The 21,507-nt window shown below is 58.1% G+C and carries 22 protein-coding genes and 1 pseudogene; 14 read left to right on the forward strand and 9 right to left on the reverse strand.

The genetic code is table 11. The annotated features are described in order from the left end of the window. Nucleotides 1–23 precede the first annotated feature (23 nt). The 4 genes and pseudogenes from ACJU26_RS14305 (at nucleotide 24) to ACJU26_RS14320 (ending at nucleotide 6,392) form a co-directional block, all read left to right on the forward strand. On the forward strand, nucleotides 24–2,210 hold the full coding sequence (locus ACJU26_RS14305) for a site-specific DNA-methyltransferase (protein WP_414040269.1): 2,187 nt from the start codon (nucleotides 24–26) through the stop codon (nucleotides 2,208–2,210). An 83-nt stretch (nucleotides 2,211–2,293) separates the two neighbouring features. Continuing rightward, nucleotides 2,294–2,809 (forward strand): annotated as a pseudogene (locus ACJU26_RS14310) (DUF1016 N-terminal domain-containing protein); the annotation flags it as partial. 176 nt (nucleotides 2,810–2,985) lie between these two features. Next, nucleotides 2,986–3,408 (forward strand): PDDEXK nuclease domain-containing protein, encoded by a 423-nt coding sequence (locus tag ACJU26_RS14315; protein WP_414040270.1) that lies wholly within the window; start codon nucleotides 2,986–2,988, stop codon nucleotides 3,406–3,408. Further along, a complete protein-coding gene (locus ACJU26_RS14320; protein ID WP_414040271.1) occupies nucleotides 3,405–6,392 on the forward strand; it encodes a type III restriction-modification system endonuclease in 2,988 nt (995 codons plus the stop codon). Before ACJU26_RS14315 ends, ACJU26_RS14320 begins: the two co-directional genes overlap by 4 nt. 125 nt (nucleotides 6,393–6,517) lie before the next feature. Here the strand turns inward: ACJU26_RS14320 and ACJU26_RS14325 are convergent, their stop codons facing one another. After that, nucleotides 6,518–6,961: a hypothetical protein gene (locus ACJU26_RS14325; protein ID WP_414040272.1), complete on the reverse strand. Its 444-nt coding sequence runs from the start codon at nucleotides 6,959–6,961 to the stop codon at nucleotides 6,518–6,520. 322 nt (nucleotides 6,962–7,283) lie between these two features. Here ACJU26_RS14325 and rplU point away from each other — a divergent pair, with 322 nt between their 5' ends. Genes rplU through proB form a run of 4 tightly spaced genes read left to right on the forward strand, consistent with a single transcriptional unit; the run spans nucleotide 7,284 to nucleotide 10,156 of the window. Further along, complete coding sequence (gene rplU / locus ACJU26_RS14330; RefSeq protein WP_101536581.1) at nucleotides 7,284–7,595, forward strand: 50S ribosomal protein L21; 312 nt, start codon at nucleotides 7,284–7,286, stop codon at nucleotides 7,593–7,595. Between the two features lie 11 nt (nucleotides 7,596–7,606). Next, nucleotides 7,607–7,867: a 50S ribosomal protein L27 gene (rpmA, locus tag ACJU26_RS14335; protein WP_101536580.1), complete on the forward strand. Its 261-nt coding sequence runs from the start codon at nucleotides 7,607–7,609 to the stop codon at nucleotides 7,865–7,867. Nucleotides 7,868–7,922: 55 nt separating this feature from the next. Further along, nucleotides 7,923–9,038, forward strand: coding sequence for an Obg family GTPase CgtA (cgtA, locus tag ACJU26_RS14340; RefSeq protein WP_414040273.1), 1,116 nt, complete (start codon nucleotides 7,923–7,925; stop codon nucleotides 9,036–9,038). Further along, nucleotides 9,035–10,156, forward strand: coding sequence for a glutamate 5-kinase (gene proB, locus ACJU26_RS14345; protein ID WP_414040274.1), 1,122 nt, complete (start codon nucleotides 9,035–9,037; stop codon nucleotides 10,154–10,156). Before cgtA ends, proB begins: the two co-directional genes overlap by 4 nt. Before the next feature lie 25 nt (nucleotides 10,157–10,181). Here proB and fur read toward each other — a convergent pair whose 3' ends face one another. Further along, nucleotides 10,182–10,643, reverse strand: coding sequence for a ferric iron uptake transcriptional regulator (fur, locus tag ACJU26_RS14350; protein WP_414040275.1), 462 nt, complete (start codon nucleotides 10,641–10,643; stop codon nucleotides 10,182–10,184). A 66-nt stretch (nucleotides 10,644–10,709) separates the two neighbouring features. Between fur and ACJU26_RS14355 the strand changes: the two genes are divergently transcribed. Further along, the gene (locus ACJU26_RS14355) at nucleotides 10,710–11,057 is read left to right on the forward strand and encodes an outer membrane protein assembly factor BamE (RefSeq protein WP_414040276.1); all 348 of its coding nucleotides are present in this window, start codon (nucleotides 10,710–10,712) and stop codon (nucleotides 11,055–11,057) included. On the opposite strand, the gene ACJU26_RS14360 is transcribed toward ACJU26_RS14355, so the two are convergent. After that, nucleotides 11,054–11,530 (reverse strand): type II toxin-antitoxin system RatA family toxin, encoded by a 477-nt coding sequence (locus ACJU26_RS14360; protein ID WP_414040277.1) that lies wholly within the window; start codon nucleotides 11,528–11,530, stop codon nucleotides 11,054–11,056. The two genes, ACJU26_RS14355 and ACJU26_RS14360, sit on opposite strands and share 4 nt — an antisense overlap. 8 nt (nucleotides 11,531–11,538) lie before the next feature. Beyond that, on the reverse strand, nucleotides 11,539–12,717 hold the full coding sequence (locus tag ACJU26_RS14365; protein ID WP_414040278.1) for a phospholipase D-like domain-containing protein: 1,179 nt from the start codon (nucleotides 12,715–12,717) through the stop codon (nucleotides 11,539–11,541). A 132-nt stretch (nucleotides 12,718–12,849) separates the two neighbouring features. On the opposite strand from ACJU26_RS14365, the gene smpB reads away from it, so the two are divergent. From smpB to ACJU26_RS14380, 3 genes are all read left to right on the forward strand, one after another. Further along, nucleotides 12,850–13,311 carry an SsrA-binding protein SmpB gene (smpB, locus tag ACJU26_RS14370; RefSeq protein WP_414040279.1) on the forward strand — a complete coding sequence of 154 codons (462 nt, stop codon included), beginning with the start codon at nucleotides 12,850–12,852 and terminating at the stop codon, nucleotides 13,309–13,311. 68 nt (nucleotides 13,312–13,379) lie between these two features. Further along, nucleotides 13,380–13,997, forward strand: coding sequence for a thiol:disulfide interchange protein (locus tag ACJU26_RS14375; protein WP_414040280.1), 618 nt, complete (start codon nucleotides 13,380–13,382; stop codon nucleotides 13,995–13,997). Next, on the forward strand, nucleotides 13,994–14,503 hold the full coding sequence (locus tag ACJU26_RS14380) for a disulfide bond formation protein B (RefSeq protein ID WP_414040281.1): 510 nt from the start codon (nucleotides 13,994–13,996) through the stop codon (nucleotides 14,501–14,503). Before ACJU26_RS14375 ends, ACJU26_RS14380 begins: the two co-directional genes overlap by 4 nt. Nucleotides 14,504–14,508: 5 nt before the next feature. Here the strand turns inward: ACJU26_RS14380 and ACJU26_RS14385 are convergent, their stop codons facing one another. Next, the gene (locus ACJU26_RS14385) at nucleotides 14,509–15,642 is read right to left on the reverse strand and encodes a 5-(carboxyamino)imidazole ribonucleotide synthase (RefSeq protein WP_414040282.1); all 1,134 of its coding nucleotides are present in this window, start codon (nucleotides 15,640–15,642) and stop codon (nucleotides 14,509–14,511) included. Continuing rightward, the gene (purE, locus tag ACJU26_RS14390) at nucleotides 15,639–16,136 is read right to left on the reverse strand and encodes a 5-(carboxyamino)imidazole ribonucleotide mutase (protein WP_414040283.1); all 498 of its coding nucleotides are present in this window, start codon (nucleotides 16,134–16,136) and stop codon (nucleotides 15,639–15,641) included. The genes ACJU26_RS14385 and purE overlap by 4 nt, the downstream gene beginning before the upstream one ends. A gap of 50 nt (nucleotides 16,137–16,186) precedes the next feature. Here purE and trmB point away from each other — a divergent pair, with 50 nt between their 5' ends. After that, nucleotides 16,187–16,891: a tRNA (guanosine(46)-N7)-methyltransferase TrmB gene (gene trmB / locus ACJU26_RS14395; RefSeq protein ID WP_414040284.1), complete on the forward strand. Its 705-nt coding sequence runs from the start codon at nucleotides 16,187–16,189 to the stop codon at nucleotides 16,889–16,891. Between the two features lie 13 nt (nucleotides 16,892–16,904). Beyond that, entirely contained in the window at nucleotides 16,905–18,032 is a 1,128-nt protein-coding gene (locus ACJU26_RS14400; protein WP_414040285.1) for an NAD(P)/FAD-dependent oxidoreductase, read from the forward strand. A gap of 15 nt (nucleotides 18,033–18,047) precedes the next feature. Here the strand turns inward: ACJU26_RS14400 and ACJU26_RS14405 are convergent, their stop codons facing one another. From ACJU26_RS14405 to ACJU26_RS14415, 3 genes are read right to left on the reverse strand one after another with little or no spacing between them, the layout of a single operon-like run. Then, complete coding sequence (locus ACJU26_RS14405; RefSeq protein ID WP_414040286.1) at nucleotides 18,048–19,253, reverse strand: glycosyltransferase; 1,206 nt, start codon at nucleotides 19,251–19,253, stop codon at nucleotides 18,048–18,050. After that, a complete protein-coding gene (locus ACJU26_RS14410) occupies nucleotides 19,253–20,377 on the reverse strand; it encodes a PilT/PilU family type 4a pilus ATPase (RefSeq protein ID WP_414040287.1) in 1,125 nt (374 codons plus the stop codon). Before ACJU26_RS14410 ends, ACJU26_RS14405 begins: the two co-directional genes overlap by 1 nt. A 10-nt stretch (nucleotides 20,378–20,387) precedes the next feature. Continuing rightward, nucleotides 20,388–21,437, reverse strand: a complete 1,050-nt coding sequence (locus ACJU26_RS14415) for a type IV pilus twitching motility protein PilT (RefSeq protein ID WP_414040288.1) — start codon at nucleotides 21,435–21,437, stop codon at nucleotides 20,388–20,390. Between the last annotated feature and the right edge of the window lie 70 nt (nucleotides 21,438–21,507).

Genomic DNA, 21,507 nt, shown 5'->3' on the forward strand with positions numbered 1-21,507 from the left:
GGATAAACCATTTGGAGAAGAACATGCAGAAAATCGATGCGAGCAGTCCGGAGGCCCAATCCCCCGACTTGGTGGCCGGGAATATCGAACAGCTCAAAGCCCTGTTCCCGGAGCTTATCACCGAGGGCCCCAATGGCGCGGCGGTGAATGTGGACGTGCTCAAGCAGCTCGTGGGCGATAAGACCGTCACCGACGCCGACGAGAAATACGGCCTCAACTGGCACGGCAAGCGCCGCGCGCGGCAACTGGCGCTCACGCCCAGCACGGGCACTTTGCGTCCTTGTCCAGAAGAAAGCGTGGACTGGGACACCACCCAGAACCTGATGATCGAGGGCGACAACCTCGAAGTGCTCAAGCTGCTGCAGAAGAGCTACGCCGGCAAGGTCAAGCTCATCTACATCGACCCGCCCTACAACACCGGCAAGGACTTCGTGTACCCGGACAATTTCCAGGACAACATCAAGAACTATCTGGAGCTGACCGGGCAGGTGGAAGGCGGCCAGAAAATCAGCAGCAACACCGAGGCCAGCGGGCGGTTTCATACCGACTGGTTGAATATGATGTATCCACGGTTGAAGCTGGCGCAAAATCTCTTGAAGCGAGATGGAGCAATATTCGTATCCTGCGATGAAGGCGAACAGGCTAGATTGCGGGTGGCGATGGACGAAATTTTCGGGCAAGAAAACTTCGTTGCCGATATGGTCTGGGCAGCAGGCCGTAAGAATGACTCGCGCCTTGTTTCGGTCTCTCACGAATACATTGTCTGTTACGCCCGTGATAAGGGCTTCCTAACTGAAAAGAAGATTGAGTGGCGTCAGCGCAAGAAGGGCCTTGAAGATATCTACGCACAATATGAAAAACTCAAGCGCGAGCATGGCACTGACTATGCAGCAATGACTGCTGGGATGAAGGATTGGTATCGCGAGCTTGCCGACAGCCATCTGGCGAAAGCGCACAAGCACTATGCACACGTTGATGCATGCGGGGTCTACTTTCCAGACAATATATCTTGGCCTGGTGGGGGCGGTCCGAAATATGAAGTCTTGCATCCACGAACTGGGAAACCTGTAACCGTGCCCTCACGTGGCTGGATGACCAGCGATCCAGAAAAGATGAAGCAGTGGATCGCAGAAGACAGAATACATTTTGGTGCTGACGAGACAGCAGTTCCTTGTATCAAATCCTACTTGAAGGATCGCGAGTACCAAGCACCATATAGCGTTTTCTATCAGGATGGCCGAGCCGCAACAAAACGGCTTCGCGAACTGATGGGAGGCGACTGTTTCGATTTCCCTAAGGACGAAACCGTACTTCAAGAACTCATCGGGATGATGGCGTCTGGCGAGGACGTGATTGTTGATTTTTTCGCCGGTTCGGGAACTACCGGCCATGCTGTGATGGCGCAGAACGCTACCGATTCCAGCAACCGCCGCTACATCCTTGTTCAACTTCCAGAGCCGCTCGATGCGGAAAACAAAGACCAGAAAGCCGCATCCGACTTCTGCGACCGGCTTGACAAGCCGCGAACCATCGCCGAATTGACCAAAGAGCGTCTGCGTCGCGCTGCTGCCAAGATCAAGGCCGATCCGCAGATGGCGCAGATGCGCGCCGATAAAAACCCAGATATGTTCAATCATCATCTGCGTTCATCTGCGTCATCTGCGGATAAGCCATCTGCGGACACCTTGGACTTAGGCTTCCGCGTCTTCAAACTCGACACCTCCAACATCCGCGCGTGGAACCCCAACCCCACCGATCTGGAGCAAGCTCTGTTCGCCCACCAGGATCATCTGGTGGAGGGGCGCAGCGAGTCCGACATCCTCTACGAGCTGCTGCTCAAGCTCGGCCTGGACCTGTGCGTGCCCATTGAGACAAAGATTATTTATCCGCAGATTACGCAGATGGACGCAGATAAGGACAAAGAAGATCCTGATGTTAATCTGCGAAAATCTGCGACATCTGCGGATAACAAAGGTCTTGAAGTACATTCCGTCGGCGGTGGTGTGCTGATGGCTTGCCTCGCGGAAGAAATCACCCGCGAGCAGGTCGAACCGCTGGCGCAAGGCATAGTTGCCTGGCATGTAGAACTTGCGCCGGCCGGCGACACCACCTGTGTGTTCCGCGACAGCGCCTTTGCCGATGACGTGGCCAAAACCAACCTCGCCGCCATCCTGGAACAGCACGGTATCCGCAACGTGAGGAGTTTGTGAGTATGGCGAAAAAGAAGCAGCCTGCGACAAGCACCGCCATGCCTGCCGAACGCCCCATCGCGCCGCTGACGGAAGGCGATTTGATGGCGCGGGTGGCGGCCATTCTCGACCAGGCTCGGGCCAATGTGGTACGGGCGGTCAACAGCAATATGGTGATCGCCTATTGGTTGATCGGGCGTGAGATTGTGCAGGAGCTGCAACGGGGGGAGCAGCGGGCGGAATATGGCAGGCAGTTGCTGTCGGAGCTGTCGGCGAGCCTGACCCAGCGTTATGGGCGGGGGTTTTCCACCAGCAATCTGCGCTATTTCAGAACCTTTTACACGGTGTATTGCGACCGGCTGCCAGAGATTCGCCAGATTGGATCTGGCGAATTGAACGGGCCAGTTAGTCGGCCAATCCAGGAGGCCGAGGTACTCGACGACATGTCTGCGGCAGCGGCCACGGCTGACCAGGCGCGTGGTTTTTCGCCCCATCTGGGGTGGTCGCACTATCAGGTGTTGATGGGGGTAGACAACCGCAATGAGCGGCTCTTTTATGAAATCGAGGCGGAGCGTGAAGAATGGGCGGTAAAACACCTGGAGCGTCAGATACACACGTTCCTGTTTGCCCGGTTGCTGAAGAGCCGTGACAAGGCCGGGGTGATGGAATTGAGCCGTGAAGGCAACCGCTTGCAGGCCCCCGCTGACGCCATCAAGCACCCCTATGTTCTGGACTTTCTCGGACTGCCAGACTCGGAGCGGCTCCGGGCACCGTCGAGTCGGCCATCATTACCAACATGCAATCTTTTCTCCTTGAGCTTGGCAAGGGGTTCGCCTTTGTCGGACGCCAGAAGCGCATGCAGTTCGACACCGATTACTTTTACATCGATCTGGTCTTTTATAACTGCATCCTCAAATGTTACCTGCTGATCGATCTGAAAATCGGCGAATTGACTCATCAGGATATTGGCCAGATGGATGGCTATGTGCGCATGTTCGATGACAAATATCTCAATGAGGGAGATAATCCGACGATCGGCCTGATCCTGTGCGCAAAGAAAAACCAGTCCATTGCGCGCTATTCCGTGCTGCACGAGAGCCAGCAATTGTTTGCCTCGAAGTACATGCTTTATCTGCCGACGGAAGCAGAGCTGCGCGCCGAAATAGCGCGTGAGCAGGCCGCTATCGAAGCAGCACGTCGTCTGGAGGATAAGGAATGAAACTGCACTTCGAGTCCAACCTCGACTACCAGCTTCAGGCCATCGATGCTGTTTGCGACCTGTTCCGTGGCCAGGAGGTGTGCCGTACCGAATTCACGGTGACGATGAGGGCACCCGGTTCTCCACAAATAACCCTGGGCGTGGCGGAGTCCGATCTGGGGGTCGGCAACCGCCTCACGCTGCTGGACGATGAACTCCACAAAAATCTGGCCGACATCCAGTTGCGCGGCGGTCTGCCGCCCTCCAGCACCCTGGCTTCCGGCGATTTCACCGTGGAGATGGAGACCGGCACCGGCAAGACCTACGTCTACCTGCGCAGCATCTTCGAGCTGAACAAGCGCTACGGCTTCATCAAGTTCGTCATCGTGGTGCCGTCGGTGGCGATCAAGGAAGGCGTCTACAAGACTTTGCAGATCACCGAGGAACACTTCAAGGGGCTCTACGCCGCCGTGCCCTTCGATTATTTCCTCTACGACTCCAGCAAGCTCGGGCAGGTGCGCAACTTCGCCACCAGCGCGAACATCCAGATCATGGTGGTCACGGTCGGGGCCATCAACAAGAAGGACGTCAACAACCTCTACAAGGACAGCGAGAAGACCGGTGGTGAGAAGCCCATCGACCTGATCAAGGCGACCCGGCCCGTGGTGATCGTCGACGAACCGCAGAGCGTGGACGGCGGCCTGAGCGGTGCCGGCAAGACCGCGCTCGACGCGATGAAGCCGCTGTGCACGCTGCGCTATTCCGCCACCCACGTGGACAAGCACCACATGGTGTTCCGCCTCGATGCCGTGGATGCCTACGAGCGCAAGCTGGTGAAGCAAATCGAAGTGGCTTCGGCCACCGTGGAGGATGCGCACAACAAGCCATTCGTGCGGCTGGTGTCGGTGAGCAGCAAGCGAGGGACGGTCTCTGCCCGCGTCGAGCTCGATGTGGAAACGAGAAGCGGGGTGAGGCGGCAGGAAGTCACCGTGAGCGACGGCGATGATCTGCAGCAGATCGCCAAGAGAGCCATCTATGCCGATTTTCGCATTGGCGAGATCAACACCGCCAAAGACGAGGAGTTTCTGGAGCTGCGCTATCCCGGCGGGGAAGCCTACTTGTCCTTGGGCCAGGCGCATGGCGACGTCGATGCCCTGGCTGTGCAGCGGGAAATGATCCGCCGCACCATCAAGGAGCACCTGGACAAGGAGAAACGGCTGCTCCCGCTCGGGATCAAGGTGCTGTCGCTGTTTTTCATCGACGAGGTGGCCAGGTATCGCTCCTACGATGCGGACGGCAACCCCGTCAAAGGGCCTTACGCGCGCATCTTCGAGGAGGAGTATCGCCGTGCGGCCAAGCTCCCCGCTTACCAGGGCCTGTTCGAGGAGATCGGCCTGGCGAGCGCCGCCGAAGAGGTCCACAACGGCTACTTCTCCATCGACAAGAAGGGCGGCTGGACGGACACCAGCGAGAACAACGCGAGCAATCGCGAGAATGCCGAGCGGGCCTACAACCTGATCATGAAGGACAAGGAAAAGCTGCTGTCCTTCGACACGCCGCTCAAGTTCATCTTTTCCCACTCGGCGCTCAAGGAGGGCTGGGACAACCCCAACGTATTCCAGATCTGCACACTGCGCGACATTCAGACCGAGCGGGAACGCCGGCAGACCATCGGCCGGGGGCTGCGCCTCGCCGTCAACCAGAACGGGGAGCGGGTGCGCGGCTTCGAGGTCAACACCCTGACCGTGATCGCCACCGAGAACTACGAGCAATTCGCCGAGAACCTGCAGAAGGAAATCGAGGCCGACACCGGCATCCGCTTCGGCATCGTCGAGCAGCACCAGTTCGCCGCCATTGCCGTGACGGCGGCCGATGGCCAGAGCGTGCCCTTGGGGGTCGATCAATCCAAGGCGCTGTGGGAACACCTGAAAGCCGCCGGCTACATTGACGCCAAGGGCAAGGTGCAGGATTCGCTGAAGACGGCGTTGAAAGACGGAACACTGGCGCTACCTGCTGAGTTTGAGACGCAACGCAGCCAGATCGCCGAGGTGCTGCGCAAGGTTTCTGGCCGCCTGGAGATCAAGAATGCCGACGAGCGTGAGCAAGTCCCCCTGCGCAAGAGCGTTTATCTCAGCCCCGAATTCGAGGCGCTATGGGACCGCATCAAGTACCAGACCACCTATCGAGTTCAGTTCGATAACGCCAAACTCGTATCGGACTGCATCGTGGCCTTGCAGAAGGCACCAGCCGTCGCCAAGGCGCGTCTGCAATGGCGCAAGGCCGACATCGCCATCGGCAAGGCGGGCGTCGAGGTGAAGGAAAAAAAGGGTGCTTACACCGTCAACCTGGATGAGGCCGATATGGAGCTGCCGGACCTGCTCACCGACTTGCAGGATCGCACCCAGCTCACCAGGCGCACCATCGCCAGCATCCTGACGGCCAGCGGACGGCTGGATGACTTCAAGCGCAATCCGCAGCAGTTCATTGATCTCGCCGCCGAGACGATCAACCGCTGCAAGCGGCTGGCGCTGGTCGATGGGATCAAGTACCAAAAGCTGGGAGACGAACACTTCTATGCGCAAGAGCTGTTCGATCAGGAAGAACTCACGGGCTACCTGAAAAACATGCTGATGAATACGGAGAAATCCATCTACGAGCACGTGGTGTACGAATCCAGCACAGAACGGGACTTTGCCGATGCGCTGGAGAAGAATGACGCCATCAAGTTGTACGCCAAGCTCCCCGGCTGGTTCAAGGTGCCTACCCCGCTGGGGAGCTACAACCCCGATTGGGCAGTGCTGGTCGAGCAGGACGGCGCGCAGCGCCTGTATTTCGTGGTGGAAACCAAGAGCAGTCTGTTCACGGACGACCTACGCGACAAGGAAAGCGCCAAGATCGCCTGCGGCAAGGCGCATTTCCGGTCGCTGGCCGTTGGCGAGAATCCGGCGCGCTATGTCGTTGCGCGGTCAGTGAATGACGTGCTGACGGAGGCTGCGAAGGCATAAGTTGAGGGTAGCGCCGCTCGACGCCGGGATGCAGCAGGCGCCCCGAGTGGATATAGTAAGGTGCTGCGATTGCGACGGCATCACCGCCGAGCTAGCCACCGGCGGGCCCAGAGGGATGGTAATGATCAGTGCCGCCCCGTCCGCAGCGCCTGGATGGGGACGGGGGCGGCAGTGGGTGTCCCTCTTTGGGCTGGCACGCCGAGATCCGGCCCGATGATCCCCAGCTTTTGGCCGATGGCCCGGAAACTCCCTTTCAGGCGCTCCCAGATACTGCCTCCTTTCGGGTCGGGGATCTGCTGCAGATGCGCTTCCGCTTTCTTCAGGTGCCGATCGGCGATAGCGGCGTAAGCGCGACCTTCCCTGGCCGGGACCTCGTCGAGGTCGGGTTCCAGCGCATCGAAGCGGCGGACGACTTCGGCATGCTGCTTCTTGAGCGCCTCCACCCGGCTCTGGAAGTCCGGACTGGAACGGACGATGGCTCCCACCAGAACCTTTTGCCCGGCGTCGGCCTGATCGAGGCCTTCGGGCACCGCCTGGCGCACCCAGGTCTGCCACGATCTCGGCGGCAATCAGCTCCGGCGCGGGCAGGTTGTCGGCGTCGGACAGGGACTCATCCTTGAGCCAGGAAATGTCCAGACTGGCGTGGCGAGCCATTCGGCCAGTTGCTCCGGGCGGTGGAAGGCAAATACCAGGCGCGAACGTGGCACAGGATCGAGTCCGTTGGCAAAGCGGGTTTCTACCCCGGTAGATTGATTAGGGAAAAGGTAAAGGCTGAAAAGTTTTTGACTCAGCATATCCGCCGCTTTATCCTCTTGCGTTAATAGCCTGATAACGCTATCCTTGCGAACTTTTCCGGGCAGTACCGGGTAAAACCCTTGTTGGAGGTTGGTGATGTACGCGGTCATTGAAAATGGTGGCAAGCAGTATCGGGTGGCAGTGGGCGACAAGCTCCGGCTCGAAAAGATGGAAGCAGAGCCGGGTGCGGAACTCGCGCTGGACCGGGTACTCATGGTCGGCGTCGGCAGTGACGTCGTGGTCGGTCAACCGCTGGTGGCAGGCGCCGCCGTCAAGGCCACCGTGCTCAGCCAAGGACGGGCCGCCAAGGTGCATATTTTCAAGATGCGTCGGCGCAAGCATTACCGTAAGCAGCAAGGACATCGTCAGTATTTTACTGAAGTCCGCATTACCGGCATCGAAGCCTAAGGAGCACAGTCATGGCACATAAGAAAGCGGGTGGTTCTTCGCGCAACGGACGCGACTCCGAATCCAAACGCCTGGGCGTGAAGCGTTACGCCGGACAGGTGGTCATTCCCGGCAACATCATCATTCGTCAGCGTGGCACCCAGTTTTATCCGGGCAGCAACGTCGGCATCGGCAAGGATCATACTCTTTTTGCCACTGCAGAAGGTGTGGTCAAATTCGAGCGCAAGGGACCGCGCCAGGTACGTACCGTCAGCGTCGTAGCCGTGGCCTGAACCGGGCTCTGCGTAGAGGGACCCCGCCCCGTTTTTGCGGGAGCGGGGTTTTTTCATGAAATTTATTGACGAAGTACGCATTCATGTTGCTTCGGGAACTGGCGGCCATGGTTCCCTGAGTTTCCGGCGGGAAAAATTCATTCCCTTCGGCGGTCCTGATGGCGGCGACGGAGGACGGGGTGGCAGCGTGTATCTGGTCGCCCAGGCCAGCCTCAACACCCTGATTGATTTCCGCTATCAGCGCCGCTACCGGGCGGAAACCGGCCATGGGGGGGCGGGCCGGCAAATGACGGGCCGCGCCGGTCTGGACAAGGAAATCCAGGTCCCGGTGGGCACTCTGGTTTATGACGACGATACCCACGAACTGCTGGGTGATCTCCGCGAAGAAGGCGAACGCCTGCTGGTGGCCCAGGGCGGGCGCGGCGGGCATGGCAATCTGTATTTCAAGTCCAGTGTCAACCGGGCTCCCCGCCAATATGAAAAAGGCACTCCCGGCGAAGCACGCAATCTTCGCCTGGAACTGCGGGTGCTGGCCGATGTCGGCCTGCTGGGCCTGCCCAATGCCGGCAAGAGTACCCTGATACGAGCAGTCAGCGCCGCCCGCCCGAAAGTGGCGGATTATCCGTTCACGACCCTCTACCCCAATCTGGGAGTGGTGCGGGTGGCTACCCACGAATCGTTTGTGCTGGCCGACATTCCCGGGCTCATTCCCGGGGCGTCCGAAGGCGCCGGCCTGGGTACCCGCTTCCTCAAGCATCTCAGCCGTACCCGTCTGCTGCTGCACATGGTGGATATGGCACCGGTGGATGACAGTGATCCTGCGGAAAACATCCGCGCCCTGGAAGAAGAATTGCTGGCCTACAGCCCTACCCTAGCCCAACGGCCGCGCTGGCTGGTGGTCAACAAGGCCGATTTGTTCAGCGCCGAAGAAGGCGAGGCGCGCTTTGCGGCAATCCGTTCGGCCCTGGACTGGGAGGGCCCGGCGTTTCTGATTTCGGCGGCCAGTGGCGCGGGCTGCAACGCCCTCACCCACGCCATCTGGCAGGCTCTCCCCAATCTGCCACCGGCCCCCGATCCCGTCCAGTCTGAAGACTGGGGGGATGAAGAGGAAGAATATCTGGCAGAGGGAGAGGGTGATGATCTGAATGCGGACTGGGATGACGAAGAATGAGTCGTGACCTCAAAAATACCCAGCGCTGGGTGGTCAAAATCGGCAGCAGCCTGCTGACCAACAACGGTCAGGGCCTGGACCTACCCGCCATCGAGGCCTGGGTCAAACAATTACTGGTGCTGCGCCGTCATGGCCTGGAAATTGTGCTGGTTTCGTCCGGTGCGGTGGCCGCTGGCATGGAGCGTCTGGGCTGGACAAGCCGGCCCAGCGCCCTGCATCAACTGCAGGCCGCAGCCAGTGTCGGGCAGGCCGCCCTGATTCAGGTCTACAATGATTTTTTGCGCCGGGGCGGAGTACATGGCAGCCAGGTCCTGCTGACCCACGAAGACCTCCAGGAGCGCCAGCGCTACCTGAACGCCCGCGCGACCCTGCGCACGGTCCTGGAACTCGGGGTCATTCCCATCATCAATGAAAACGACGCCATTGCCAGCACGGAAATCCGTTTTGGCGATAATGACACCCTGGCCGCCATGGTCGCCAATCTGCTGGAAGCCGACTTGTTGGTGATTTTGACGGATCAGGCCGGGCTTTATGATCAGGATCCCCGGCAGGTGTCCGATGCCCGCCTGCTGCCAGAGGTGGAAGCCGGAGATCCCGCCCTGCTGGCTATGGCCGGTGGTGCCGGCACGGCCATTGGCAGCGGGGGCATGATCACCAAGGTACGAGCGGCCAGCCGGGCAGCCCAGTCCGGTGCCGCGACCATCATCGCCCCCGGAGGGGCGGAGGATGTGCTCTTGCGCATCTGGGCTGGGGAAGCCCTGGGAACCTACTTTCGGCCCACGGTCGCCAAGCTGGCGGCGCGCAAGCGCTGGCTGGCCGGACAGCTCCGGCCTAATGGGGTTCTCCATCTGGATGCCGGGGCAGCCAGGGTTCTGCGGGAAAAGGGCAGCAGCCTGCTGCCGGTGGGGATTACCGGTGCCGAGGGAGATTTTCAGCGGGGCGACCTGCTCCGCTGTCTGGATCCGGAAGGTCGGGAAGTGGCCCGTGGCCTGGTCAACTTCGCTCAAGCCGATGTTCTGCTGAGAATGGGCAAAAGCAGTAAAACGCTGCTGGAACTATTTGGGGATATTGACGAAGCAGAGATTATTCACCGGGATAATCTGGTGCTGAGCAGCTAGGCGACACTCAGTCCAAAACAGCCGGTTATTCGCTGGCCGCCCCTTGCAGGGAGCAGACCCCGGATTCCTGCATGCCCAGACAGGTGCCATACAAATACAGGCTGTGGTCACTGATGAAAAAGCCCTGGGCACTGGCGATTTCCTTCTGCCGACGCTCCAGCGCTTCATCAAAAAACTCCAGAACCTTGCCGCAGGCGGTGCAGACCATGTGATCATGGTGACCGGTTTCGTTCATTTCAAAGACGGCCTTGTCGCCTTCAAAATGATGACGGCGCACCAGACCGGCCATCTCAAACTGGGTCAGTACCCGATAAACCGTGGCCAGCCCCACTTCTTCCCCGGCATCCAGCAACTGGCGGTAGACTTCTTCTGCTGTCAAGTGCCGGGTGTCACTGTCTTCAAAGATGCGGAGAATCTTCAACCGGGGTAATGTGGCTTTGAGGCCGGCCCGCTTCAATTCGTCACTGTTCAGTTTTTCGTGGTTCATATGCTCATAGCAATTCCCATGCGTAATGGTTTAGGATAGTTGCACCTGACGCTTAAGACAAGGACTATGAGAAGCTTCCGCCTGATTTTCCTGATTACCTTTTGTGCCCTCTCCCTCGGAGCCTGCAGTGTTTATCGGGTTGCCGTCCAGCAGGGTAATGTTGTCACCAGCCAGAAACTGGCGGAACTGCATCCTGGTATGGATGCGCTGCAAGTCCGGACCATTCTGGGTTCACCCCTGCTCAAGGATCCCTGGCACCCCCATCAGTGGGTTTATGCCTATAGCTACAAGCCCGCCTACAGCGGTACCCAAGTGCGCAATGTGATTGTCCTCTTTGACAAGGACGACAAGCTCATCGGCGTGCAGGGCGACGTCAAGGGGACAGGGAAAACCCCCGAAAAAACCAGCAGTTAAACGGTAGATGCTGGGTCATCTGCGGATGGCGCAAGGGCCACGGGCGGGCCGTACACGGTTCTGGCCCGTTGTGCGAAGCGCTGCACCATGGTTTCCGCCGCCTGCTTGAAAATCGGCTCCAGAAAGGCACCCACCAGTCGGGAAACGAATTCAAAGCGCATGTCCAGAGTCACTCGTGTTCCCTTGGGATCCGGCTCCAATTGCCACAACCCTTCCAGAAAGCGAAAGGGACCATTCACCAGGCGGACTTCCGCCAACTTGGGGCGCTGATAGCGATTTTTGGTGGTGAAGGACTTGCCAAAGGCTCCGTGCGCAATCGTGATTTCGGCGACCACTTCTTCATCCCGATCCTGAATGATGCGGGTTCTGCCACACCAGGGCAGAAATTGCGGATAGGAACGGATGTCCTCAATCAGAGCCATGACCTGACTCGCGCTGTATGGCAGCACGGCCGTTTTACGAATATGATGCATGCAACCTCTCAATAACGGCGTTGACCCAGGGCGCGGGCCTGTACCCAGCGATCCAGCTGGGCCAGACACCATTCCAGCAGGCGTCGCCAGTAGGGGCGACGATGCCAGGGTTCCGGGTCGATTTTTCGGGATCGGGCAAACTCCCGCACAAACAGCCCGTACAAGAGCAGGGATACCCGAGATAACCGCAGTTCCAGATTCAGTTCGTGATTAAACCACAAACTCAGAAAATCAAAGTTGGCCGAACCCAGTGTCGCCCAGCTCCGATCCACCAAAACATACTTGGCATGGAGGAAAGCATCCTGATACTCGTAGATATGCACCCCTCTACGCATCAGCTTTTGATAATACGCCTGAATCCCGAATCGCAAAAGTGGATGGTCGGTAATCCGCCCCGCGAGGAGCAGGCGCACATCCACCCCCCGCTGTACCGCCCCATAGATACCGTGCAGGATGATCGGGTCCGGATTGAAATAGGGCGTCGCTATCCAGATGCTTTGCCGCGCCCCGTGAATGGCCGCCAACAAGCGTCGACGCACGGCATAACTGCCGGGCGGAGTGCCTTCCAGAAATCGTCCTTCGCCCCAGGAGGGCTCAGAAACCACGGGCTCTGCAGCATGATCTGCTGGCATGGCCGGCAACCATTCGGGACGATGGCGAAAAAATATTTCCCGCCCCCTGGCTACCAGCCCTCCCCGACAGGCAAAGAGCATATCCCGATAAGGGGGATTGCCCGGTTTGTCCTCCAGCCATTCATCATCAAAAGCGAAACCGCCGACAGCCAGCCATTGGCCATCAATGGCCACTATGCGCCGATGGGTACGGCGCAGACGCCTTTCCAGCCCCTTCAACTGCAGGCGGTGATAGAAATGCAGATGCGCTCCAGCTTCTTGGAGCGCGTTGACCCAGCTTTCGGGGAAAGCCCTGCTGCCCAGGGCATCGAGAGTCACATAGACGGCGACCCCGGCGAGGGCCTTGTCACAAAGCAAGCGCAGAATTCGCTCGGGCCAGGTACCCGCCGAAAAAATATAATTCTCCAGCAGGATTTCCCGGGACGCCGCACTGAGCCGGGTTTCCAGCCAGTTGGCAATGGGCTGCATTTCATTGAGCAGCACCCAGTCAGGAATCGCCTCCTGTTGCCGGGGACGACGGTGCAGTAACTGTCCCGTCAACAAGTTAGATTCCACGGTTTTCCTCCCTCATCCCCTGGCAAAAATTTCACAGGAAGACGGGTCAAGTCAATGCCTCTGGCTGGGCCACTTTCTGTAAACACCTTCTTTCACGTACAATGAGCGGCTAACTGGCACGGGAGTTGTGCAATGAGCGGCACCATCGCCCTGAATCGCGAGGCGAAACACGATTATTTCATTGAAGAGCGCTTTGAGGCCGGCATTGTCCTCGAAGGCTGGGAGGTCAAGTCCCTGCGTGCCGGACGCCTGAACCTCAAGGATAGTTATGTCATCGTCAAGGAGGGTGAACTCTGGTTACTGGGTGCCCATATCAGTCCCCTGCTGACTGCCAGCACCCATATTCATCCCGATCCCACCCGGACCCGCAAGTTGCTGATGCACCGGGAACAGATCAACCGCATGATTGGCAGCGTCGAACGCAAGGGTTTCACCATTGTGCCCCTGGCCATGTACTGGAAACAGGGCCGCGCCAAAACGGAAATTGCGTTGGTGAAGGGCAAGCAGGAACATGACAAGCGCGCGACGATCAAAGATCGGGAATGGCAACGCGACAAGGCGAGAATCATGAAAGGCGGATCCAGAAACTTTTGAAGCCGTCTTTCTGATGGCCACTAGCTGATGACCTATTTCCAATGAAATTCATACGGAGAAAACGGGAAATGTTCCACACACGGAAACCATGGCGGCATCCTGTCCGGATTATCGGCATCCTGCTCGGGATTCTGATCATACAGAGTGCCGCATCTTTCGCCCTGGCCGGACCTGCGGCCAGTGATGGGGATATCGACTACTGGCAAGCCCTGGCCCATACCCGTTACATTCAGGAGGGCAGCAAAGGTCCCATTATCTATGACTTTTACGACCCCAATTGCCCCTATTGTCATGAAATCTATATCTGGCTGCAAAATCCCATAGACAGCCGAAAAATTCGGGTGCGTTTCATTACGGTCGGCTTTCTGACCCCTAGCAGTGCGGGCAAGGCCGCTGCCATTCTTGCCGCACCTAGTCCGCTGGCGGCCATGAAACTCAATGAAAACAAGTTCAGCACCCAAAATGGTCCGGAAGGGGGGATCAAACCCGCATCCGCTGCCCTGCAAAAAAAGATGCGCTCGGCGCTGGATTTCAATGCTTCCCTGCTGATCAACAAGGAGGCCGAAGTGCTGGGAATTCCGGGAGCCAGCGTGCCGTTCTTAGTGTTTCGCAAGGATGGCAAAACCCACTATGTCGCCGGGCTTCCGGACCACAGGCAATGGGCAGAAATCATCCACGCGCAATGACTGGCGCGCGCAGCGCTTCCTGGCTGGCGGGGCTGGTCATCCTCGCCGGTATTCTGGCCTTTGCGCTGGTGCTCTGGCTGCAATTCGCCCGTGCTGAACAACCCTGCAGCCTGTGTGTGTATCAGCGTCTGGTGGATCTCGCCGTCATCCTCATGGTAGCCATGGGATTTTTCTGGCAGGACGGCATACGCCGGGGGTTATGGGCATTAGCTGCCCTCTATGCCCTTGCCGGTGCGGCCCTGGCCGGCTGGCAGTGGCATCTGACCCAAATGGCCATGACTCAGGTGGACACCTGTGCTGCTGTGCAAGTGTTTCAGGGGACTCCGGCGCTGGGAAACTGGGGCAAAGCTTTTGCTTCGACCCTGTCTGGTCATGGCTCCTGCGCATCGGCCGGAACCCGAACCCTGGCCGGATGGCCGGTCACCCACTGGAGTCTGGCGTTTTTTCTGGGCTGTGCGGTGATTTTACTGATTGCCCAGCATTTGCTGGGCCGTGCCCGGTCCTGAGCCCGTCATCGGGGCCAGTTCCAATCGCGACGCAAGATTCTCAGCACGGACAGAGCCCGCTCCGCTTCGATACTCAGGGCATTGACGTGACCCATTTTGCGCCCGGGACGGGCCACCTTCTTGCCATACAGATGCAGCTTGATCTGGGGATGCTGTAGCAGCTTCTGCCAGTCCGGTCCTCCGGTTTCCCATAAATCCCCCAGCAGATTCATCATGACCACGGGACTGATCAGGCGGGTATCGCCCAAGGGTAAGGCACAGAGCGCACGCACCTGCTGATCGAACTGGCTGCTGACGCAGGCATCGATACTGTAGTGACCACTGTTATGGGGGCGGGGGGCCATTTCATTGATCAGTAACTGTCCTTCTGTGGACACGAAAAACTCGACGGCCAGCACGCCCACATAATCCAGCGCAGTGGCAATGCGCGCTGCACCGTGCCGGGCCTGCGTCTGCAAGGCTTCAGGTACCCGGGCTGGAATGATGCTGAGATCCAGCACACCCTGGTGATGGATGTTTTCGGCCGCTGGATAAAACACCATCATGCCATCCACGGCGCGCGCCAGAATGATGGAAAATTCCTGTTGCAGGGGAATGCGGGATTCCAGAATGGCTTCGGGCGTATTCAGGCTTTGCCAGGCGGTGGACAGTTCACTGGCCGTGGTCACATGCCTTTGTCCCTTGCCATCGTAGCCAAAACGGGTGGTTTTCAAAATGGCGGGAAAGCGGAGATGCTGTGCCGCCATGGTCAGGTCCTCCGCCTGCCTTAACCAGGCAAAGGGGGCGGTTTCCAGACCCAGTTCCTGAAAGAAGCTTTTTTCCCGCGCCCGATCCTGGGCAATGGCCAGAGCCGCAGCACCAGGACGCACCGGCAAACGTCTCTCCAGATAGTGGATGGCCGAAGCCGGGACATTTTCAAATTCGGTGGTCACTGCTGCACAGTGATCGGCCAGGGACTGCAAGGCGGCGGGATCATCGTAGGCCGCACAAAGATGCTGGTCAGCCACCCCTGCCGCCGGACAATCCGGGTCCGGATCCAGCACCCATACCGGGTAACCCATGCGTCGGGCCGCCAGGATGAACATCTGCCCCAGTTGCCCTCCCCCGAGAATGCCGAGGGTGGCACCGGGCAGAATCATGGTGCGGACTCCGGCAAGGTCATACCCAGGACCATGGCCTCCTGTTGCTGGCGGAACTGCTGCAAACGTTGGGCCAGGGAAACATCCGTTGCAGCCAGCAAAGCCGCCGCAAAAAGGCCGGCATTGGCAGCCCCCGCCGTGCCAATGGCAAAAGTCGCCACGGGAACACCCTTGGGCATCTGCACAATGGACAAGAGAGAATCCATGCCATTGAGATGCCGGGACGGAACCGGAACACCCAATACCGGCAGGATCGTTTTGGCCGCGAGCATACCGGGCAGGTGCGCCGCCCCGCCCGCACCGGCGATGATGCAGCGCAATCCCCGGGATGCGGCCGTGGCGGCATATTCAAACAGCAGATCCGGGGTACGGTGCGCCGATACTACCCGCTTTTCATGGGGAATATGCAACGCCTGCAACTGTTCTGTCGCCGCAGCCATGACCTCCCAGTCACTGTTGCTGCCCATTAGCACCCCAACCAGGGGATGTTCCATGCCTGCTCTCCTCTCTGGGCCTTTACATTAAACAGGTTATAATGCCTGTCATGGAAGCAGCGCTCAATACCAGACATCGCCCGATTCGCAGCTTTGTGCTGCGTCAGGGCCGTATCACGGCGGCACAAGGTCGTATTATCGAAAGTACCCTCCCGGCCCTGAGAATCCCGGTAGAACAGCCCTGGCAGGACCCCTGGAAAGGGCAACGCGCCATCACCCTGGAAATCGGCTTTGGTAACGGGGAGCATCTTGCCGCTCTGGCGGCTGCCCATCCTGAGCAGGGTTTCATTGGTGCCGAAGTCCATACTCCCGGAGTGGGATCCCTGTTATTGCAGATGGAAAATGCCGGCATCCGCAACATCCGCATTGTCCATGATGATGTGGTCGCCTGGATGAAAACCCTGCCCGATGCCCTGTTTCAGCGCATCATCATTCAGTTTCCCGATCCCTGGCCGAAAACCCGGCAACAAAAACGCCGCCTGATCCAGCCGGAATTTGCGGGCATGCTGTGTCGTCTGCTCAAGGCAGGGGGAGAATTACAACTGGCCACCGACTGGACCGATTATGCCAAACACATGCTGAAGGTCCTCAATCAGACCCAGGGCCTGCAAAACACGCATCCCGAAAACGGATTTTCGGATCGCCCCGGCAATCGCATCCCGACACGTTTTGAAAGACGCGGTGAAAAACTCGGCCATAGCGTCTATGATATGGTGTATCGGCGCGGAGATGGACAACTTCATACAAACCCATGAGCGAGGAGTAACCATGCATAAATTCAGTATCATAGGGGCAGGGTTTGGGGGCCTGACGGCGGTACGGCAAATCCGCCGACAATTGCCTGATGCCGAAATCACCCTCATCGCACCCCAGGCAGAATTCATTTATTTCCCCAGCCTGATCTGGATCCCCACTGGACTGCGCCAGGGCGAACAGCTACGCATTCCCCTGGATCGGTTCTTTCAGCGTAAAAATGTGCATTTTCATGGGGGACGGGTCACCGGACTGCGCGATGCTGGTCGGACCGTCATCACCGATCAGGGCGAAATCCACAACGATATATTAATCATCGCCAGCGGTGGACGGGGTCTGCGCAAGTTGCCGGGCATCGAACATAGTCTGGCCATTTGTGACGGGATTGCCGTAGCGGAGCAAATTCGTGATCGCCTGGCGGCTCTGGACCAAGGCACCATCGCTTTTGGCTTCGCGGGCAACCCCCAGGAACCGTCGGCAGTGCGTGGTGGGCCGGTTTTTGAACTGCTGTTTGGCATTGATGGTTATCTGCGCAAAATCGGCAAGCGTGATCAGATCCAACTGGTATTTTTTAATCCCATGACCGAACCGGGCAACCGTCTGGGTGCCAAGGCGGTTGCCGGCTTGCTGGCCGAAATGGAGAAACGCCAGATCCAGACCCATTTGGGTCATAAAATCACGGGGTTTGCCGCCGACAAAGTCATGACCGAAGGTGGCGACATTGCCGCAGATCTGATTCTGTTCATGCCCGGCATGACCGGTCCTGATTGGGCAGCAACATCGGGATTGCCCCTATCCGCCGGTGGCTTTATTCAGGCCGATGAATACTGTCAGGTTCCCGGGCATCCGGGGGTTTTTGTGGTGGGGGATGCGGGTTCTTATGCGAACAGTCCCGACTGGCTTCCCAAACAGGGACATACCGCAGATCTGCAGGCGGGAGCTGCCGTACACAATGCCCTTTTACAGCTCCAGAACAAACCCGCCGACAAGTCATTCCGGGCGGAACTGATCTGTATTATCGACACCCTCGACAGTGGCTTCTTGGTTTTCCGCAACAAGGACCACGCCAGTGTTCTGCCCAACTCCCTCTGGCACGCGGCAAAAATGGCTTTTGAATGGCGTTATCTGCTGCATTATCGCTAAACCAGCAACCCCCGATCAGGGACGTTTTTCTCCCGATTGATCATAGTGGCGCCCTTTCCAGGCGCCACCTCGTCCCCGATAGTGACGGCGGGCGGAATCCAGGGTCATCAGCGTATAAAGCAGGGCTGCCACTGGCAGGGTCAAAATCCAGAGGCCATTCAAAGCATACAACCGGACACTGGGATAATAAGCCCAAGCCATCAACCCCAGGGCGAGTGCTGACAGCGTCGTCCAGACCCATTGCTGCAAGACTAATCCGGCGGCCAGCATGATGACCGGCACCGCATACAGAAAAAGCATCCCGAGAGTGGCCTCCAGTAGACGCCAGGGACTGAATTGCAACTGCACGTAAGCCGAACGCGTCACCATCCGCCAGATTTCGTCGAGAGAACGGTAGTCACGCAAGCTATGGCTCTCGGTCCCCAGCCCCAGCCAGACAGGGCCTTGTTTTTTCATCAGGGCGGCCAGGGTGCAATCGTCAATCAATGCCCCCCGCATGGCGGCAAAACCACCAGCCTGCAGCAACAAGTCCCGACGCAGCAACATACACCCGCCTGCGGCCCCGGCCAGCTTGCGGCGCGGGTCATTGACCCAGGGAAAGGGATAAAGCATCTGGAAAAAGAAAATAAAGGGAGGAATCAGCAGGCGTTCCCAGAAGCTGCGGCAGGACAGCATCACCATCAGGGAAACCAGTGCGCGATTGTCGCGCTGCAGATGAAGTACCAGTTTTTGCAGCACGTCCGGGCCATGGACGATGTCGGCATCGGTAAACCAGAGGAGCGGCGCATCCTCGGCTGCCGCGACACCCTGATGCATGGCCCAAACCTTACCCGCCCAGGCTTCAGGAAGCGCCTTGCCCGCAAGAATCTGCAAACGATCAGAAGCACCGATTTTTTCCGCCGCCGCTCTGGCGATATCCGCCGTGCCATCCTCACTTTGATCATCCACCACCATTACCCGCAATGCAGCTGGGTAGTGCTGACGCAACAAGGCGGTGACACAGGGGCCAATCCCTTCGGCTTCATTGCGCGCGGGAACAATGGCGATGACGGCAGGCAGGCGCTCTGCCGAAGCTTTCTTATCCGGAAAGCTTGCTGCCGGGAGATCGGGCAGGCGCTGGTCAGCGCGCCAGAAATAGCCTCGGCCAAAAAACAGAACCAGCCAGGCAAGCAAAACCGCACTCACCAGAGCATCCAGCAGCCACTCCAAAGGAAGTGCCATCAGACCTGCCACTGGGTTTCGGCAGAATGGGCAGCGCCCGGGTCGTCCAGCCCCCGGCGCAGGCAATCCTGTTTGATGGCCAAACGCAGATCATTCTGGGAATCGGCGGCGCGCAATGCGTCTTCATATTCCACCAGCCCATCGGCATAGAGCCTGAGCAAACTTTGATCGAAGGTTTGCATGCCCATATCGTTGGTGCGCCCCATGGCCTCCTTGAGCAGTCCCACCTCGCCTTTGTAAATGAGATCGGCAATGGCCGGGGTATTGATCAGCACTTCCACAGCCGCAATGCGTCCCGCCTGCCCCTTGACAGGCAGCAAGCGCTGGGAAACGACGGCCTTCAAGTTCAGGGACAAATCCATCAGCAATTGTTTTTTCCGGTCTTCGGGGAAAAAGTTGATGATGCGCTCAATGGCCTGGTTGGCGTTATTGGCATGCAGGGTAGACATGCACAAGTGCCCGGTTTCCGCATAGGCCATGGCATGATCCATGGTATCCCGATTGCGTATTTCGCCGATCAGGATCACATCGGGGGCTTCGCGCAGGGCATTTTCCAGGGCTCTTTCATAATTGCGGGTATCAATACCCACCTCGCGCTGATTGACGATGGATTTGCTGTTTTTGTGAAGATATTCAATAGGGTCCTCAATGGTCAGGATATGCCCGGCGGCGTTCTGGTTGCGAAACTCAATCATGGAGGCGAGAGAAGTGCTTTTGCCCGAACCCGTCGCCCCGACAAACAGCACCAAGCCTCGGGAAGTCATGGCGAGATCCTTGAGGATGGGTGGCAACTGGAGTTGTTCCAAAGTCGGGATCTGGGTTTTGATGGCACGCAATACAAAACTCAATTCACCGCGCTGGTAAAAGCCATTGACCCGAAAACGCCCGATCCCCGTGGCCGAAATCGCCATGTTGATTTCTTTTTCCTGCTGGAATTCCTGCAGGCGCTCCATCCCCAGCATTTCCTGGGCAAGACTCAGTACCTGTCCGGGTTTCAGCATCTCCGTACCCAGGTTCACCACCCTTCCATCCATTTTCATGACGGGTGGGGAACCCACTGTCAGATAGAGATCCGAACCATTTTTTTCGACCATCAGCGCCAATAGATCATTCAGTACCGACATGCCGAATTCCTCAGGCCACGTTCATGAAACTGTCTTTGTTCTGCACCCGGCGCAGGGCTTCCTCGCGGGTGATTTTGTGCGCCCGCACCAAATCCGCCAGACACTGATCCAGGGTTTGCATGCCCTGATTTTGTCCGGTCTGAATGACCGAATACATCTGCGCTACTTTGTTTTCGCGAATCAGATTGCGAATGGCGGGAGTGGCGATCATGATTTCGTGCGCCGGTACCCGGCCTTTTCCATCGGCGGTCTTGAGCAGGGTCTGGGAGATGACTGCCCGCAAGGATTCCGAGAGCATGGCCCGAACCATGTCCTTTTCTCCCCCTGGAAATGAATCCACAATACGATCAATGGTTTTTGGCGCAGAACTGGTATGCAGGGTGGCAAACACGATGTGCCCGGTTTCTGCTGCGGTCAAGGCCAGACGCATGGTTTCCAGATCCCTTAATTCACCCACCAGAATGATATCCGGATCTTCCCGCAGGGCCGAACGCAAGGCGTTTTCGAAGGAATGGGTATGGGGCCCGACCTCACGCTGGTTCACCAGCGACTTCTTCGCCGTGTGGATAAATTCAATGGGGTCTTCGATGGTAATGATGTGATCCGGCCGATTGCTGTTGATGTGATCGACCATGGCAGCCAATGTCGTGGACTTTCCCGATCCGGTCGGCCCCGTCACCAGCACGAGCCCACGGGGTATGTTAATAATTTCTGTAAAGGATTTCGGGGCATTCAACGCTTCCAGACTCAGCACATTGGCGGGAATGGTCCGAAATGCCGCCGCTGGTCCCCGGTCCTGGTTAAAGGCATTTATCCGAAAGCGGGCAATGCCCGGTAACTCATAGGCAAAATCGATTTCCAGATTTTCTTCATACCATTTGCGCTGGGAGTCTGACATGATGTCATAAATCATCGCGTGGACGGCCTTGCTATCCAGCGCCTCCACGTTGAGAGGGCGCATATCTCCGTTGATGCGCAACATAGGGGCGAGCCCTGCTGAAATATGCGTATCCGAAGCATTATTTTTCACCGCGAAGGTGAGCAATTCAGCGATATCCATTCATCCACTCTCCAACTGAGTACGGGAACCCGTGATTTGCATCAGGTCCTTTGGGCGTTACTATAGTCGA

It is taken from the genome of Acidithiobacillus sp. M4-SHS-6, from assembly GCF_047421495.1.
Taxonomy (GTDB): domain Bacteria; phylum Pseudomonadota; class Gammaproteobacteria; order Acidithiobacillales; family Acidithiobacillaceae; genus Acidithiobacillus.

Excerpts from the sequence above, each read along its gene's own strand:
- ACJU26_RS14305 (WP_414040269.1), top strand. The coding sequence starts at position 24 with ATGCAGAAAATCGATGCGAGCAGTCCGGAGGCCCAATCCCCCGACTTG.
- ACJU26_RS14315 (WP_414040270.1), top strand. The coding sequence starts at position 2,986 with ATGCAATCTTTTCTCCTTGAGCTTGGCAAGGGGTTCGCCTTTGTCGGA.
- ACJU26_RS14320 (WP_414040271.1), top strand. The coding sequence starts at position 3,405 with ATGAAACTGCACTTCGAGTCCAACCTCGACTACCAGCTTCAGGCCATC.
- rplU (WP_101536581.1), top strand. The coding sequence starts at position 7,284 with ATGTACGCGGTCATTGAAAATGGTGGCAAGCAGTATCGGGTGGCAGTG.
- rpmA (WP_101536580.1), top strand. The coding sequence starts at position 7,607 with ATGGCACATAAGAAAGCGGGTGGTTCTTCGCGCAACGGACGCGACTCC.
- cgtA (WP_414040273.1), top strand. The coding sequence starts at position 7,923 with ATGAAATTTATTGACGAAGTACGCATTCATGTTGCTTCGGGAACTGGC.
- proB (WP_414040274.1), top strand. The coding sequence starts at position 9,035 with ATGAGTCGTGACCTCAAAAATACCCAGCGCTGGGTGGTCAAAATCGGC.
- fur (WP_414040275.1), bottom strand. The coding sequence starts at position 10,643 with ATGAACCACGAAAAACTGAACAGTGACGAATTGAAGCGGGCCGGCCTC.
- ACJU26_RS14355 (WP_414040276.1), top strand. The coding sequence starts at position 10,710 with ATGAGAAGCTTCCGCCTGATTTTCCTGATTACCTTTTGTGCCCTCTCC.
- ACJU26_RS14360 (WP_414040277.1), bottom strand. The coding sequence starts at position 11,530 with ATGCATCATATTCGTAAAACGGCCGTGCTGCCATACAGCGCGAGTCAG.
- smpB (WP_414040279.1), top strand. The coding sequence starts at position 12,850 with ATGAGCGGCACCATCGCCCTGAATCGCGAGGCGAAACACGATTATTTC.
- ACJU26_RS14375 (WP_414040280.1), top strand. The coding sequence starts at position 13,380 with ATGTTCCACACACGGAAACCATGGCGGCATCCTGTCCGGATTATCGGC.
- ACJU26_RS14380 (WP_414040281.1), top strand. The coding sequence starts at position 13,994 with ATGACTGGCGCGCGCAGCGCTTCCTGGCTGGCGGGGCTGGTCATCCTC.
- ACJU26_RS14385 (WP_414040282.1), bottom strand. The coding sequence starts at position 15,642 with ATGATTCTGCCCGGTGCCACCCTCGGCATTCTCGGGGGAGGGCAACTG.
- purE (WP_414040283.1), bottom strand. The coding sequence starts at position 16,136 with ATGGAACATCCCCTGGTTGGGGTGCTAATGGGCAGCAACAGTGACTGG.
- trmB (WP_414040284.1), top strand. The coding sequence starts at position 16,187 with ATGGAAGCAGCGCTCAATACCAGACATCGCCCGATTCGCAGCTTTGTG.
- ACJU26_RS14400 (WP_414040285.1), top strand. The coding sequence starts at position 16,905 with ATGCATAAATTCAGTATCATAGGGGCAGGGTTTGGGGGCCTGACGGCG.
- ACJU26_RS14405 (WP_414040286.1), bottom strand. The coding sequence starts at position 19,253 with ATGGCACTTCCTTTGGAGTGGCTGCTGGATGCTCTGGTGAGTGCGGTT.
- ACJU26_RS14410 (WP_414040287.1), bottom strand. The coding sequence starts at position 20,377 with ATGTCGGTACTGAATGATCTATTGGCGCTGATGGTCGAAAAAAATGGT.
- ACJU26_RS14415 (WP_414040288.1), bottom strand. The coding sequence starts at position 21,437 with ATGGATATCGCTGAATTGCTCACCTTCGCGGTGAAAAATAATGCTTCG.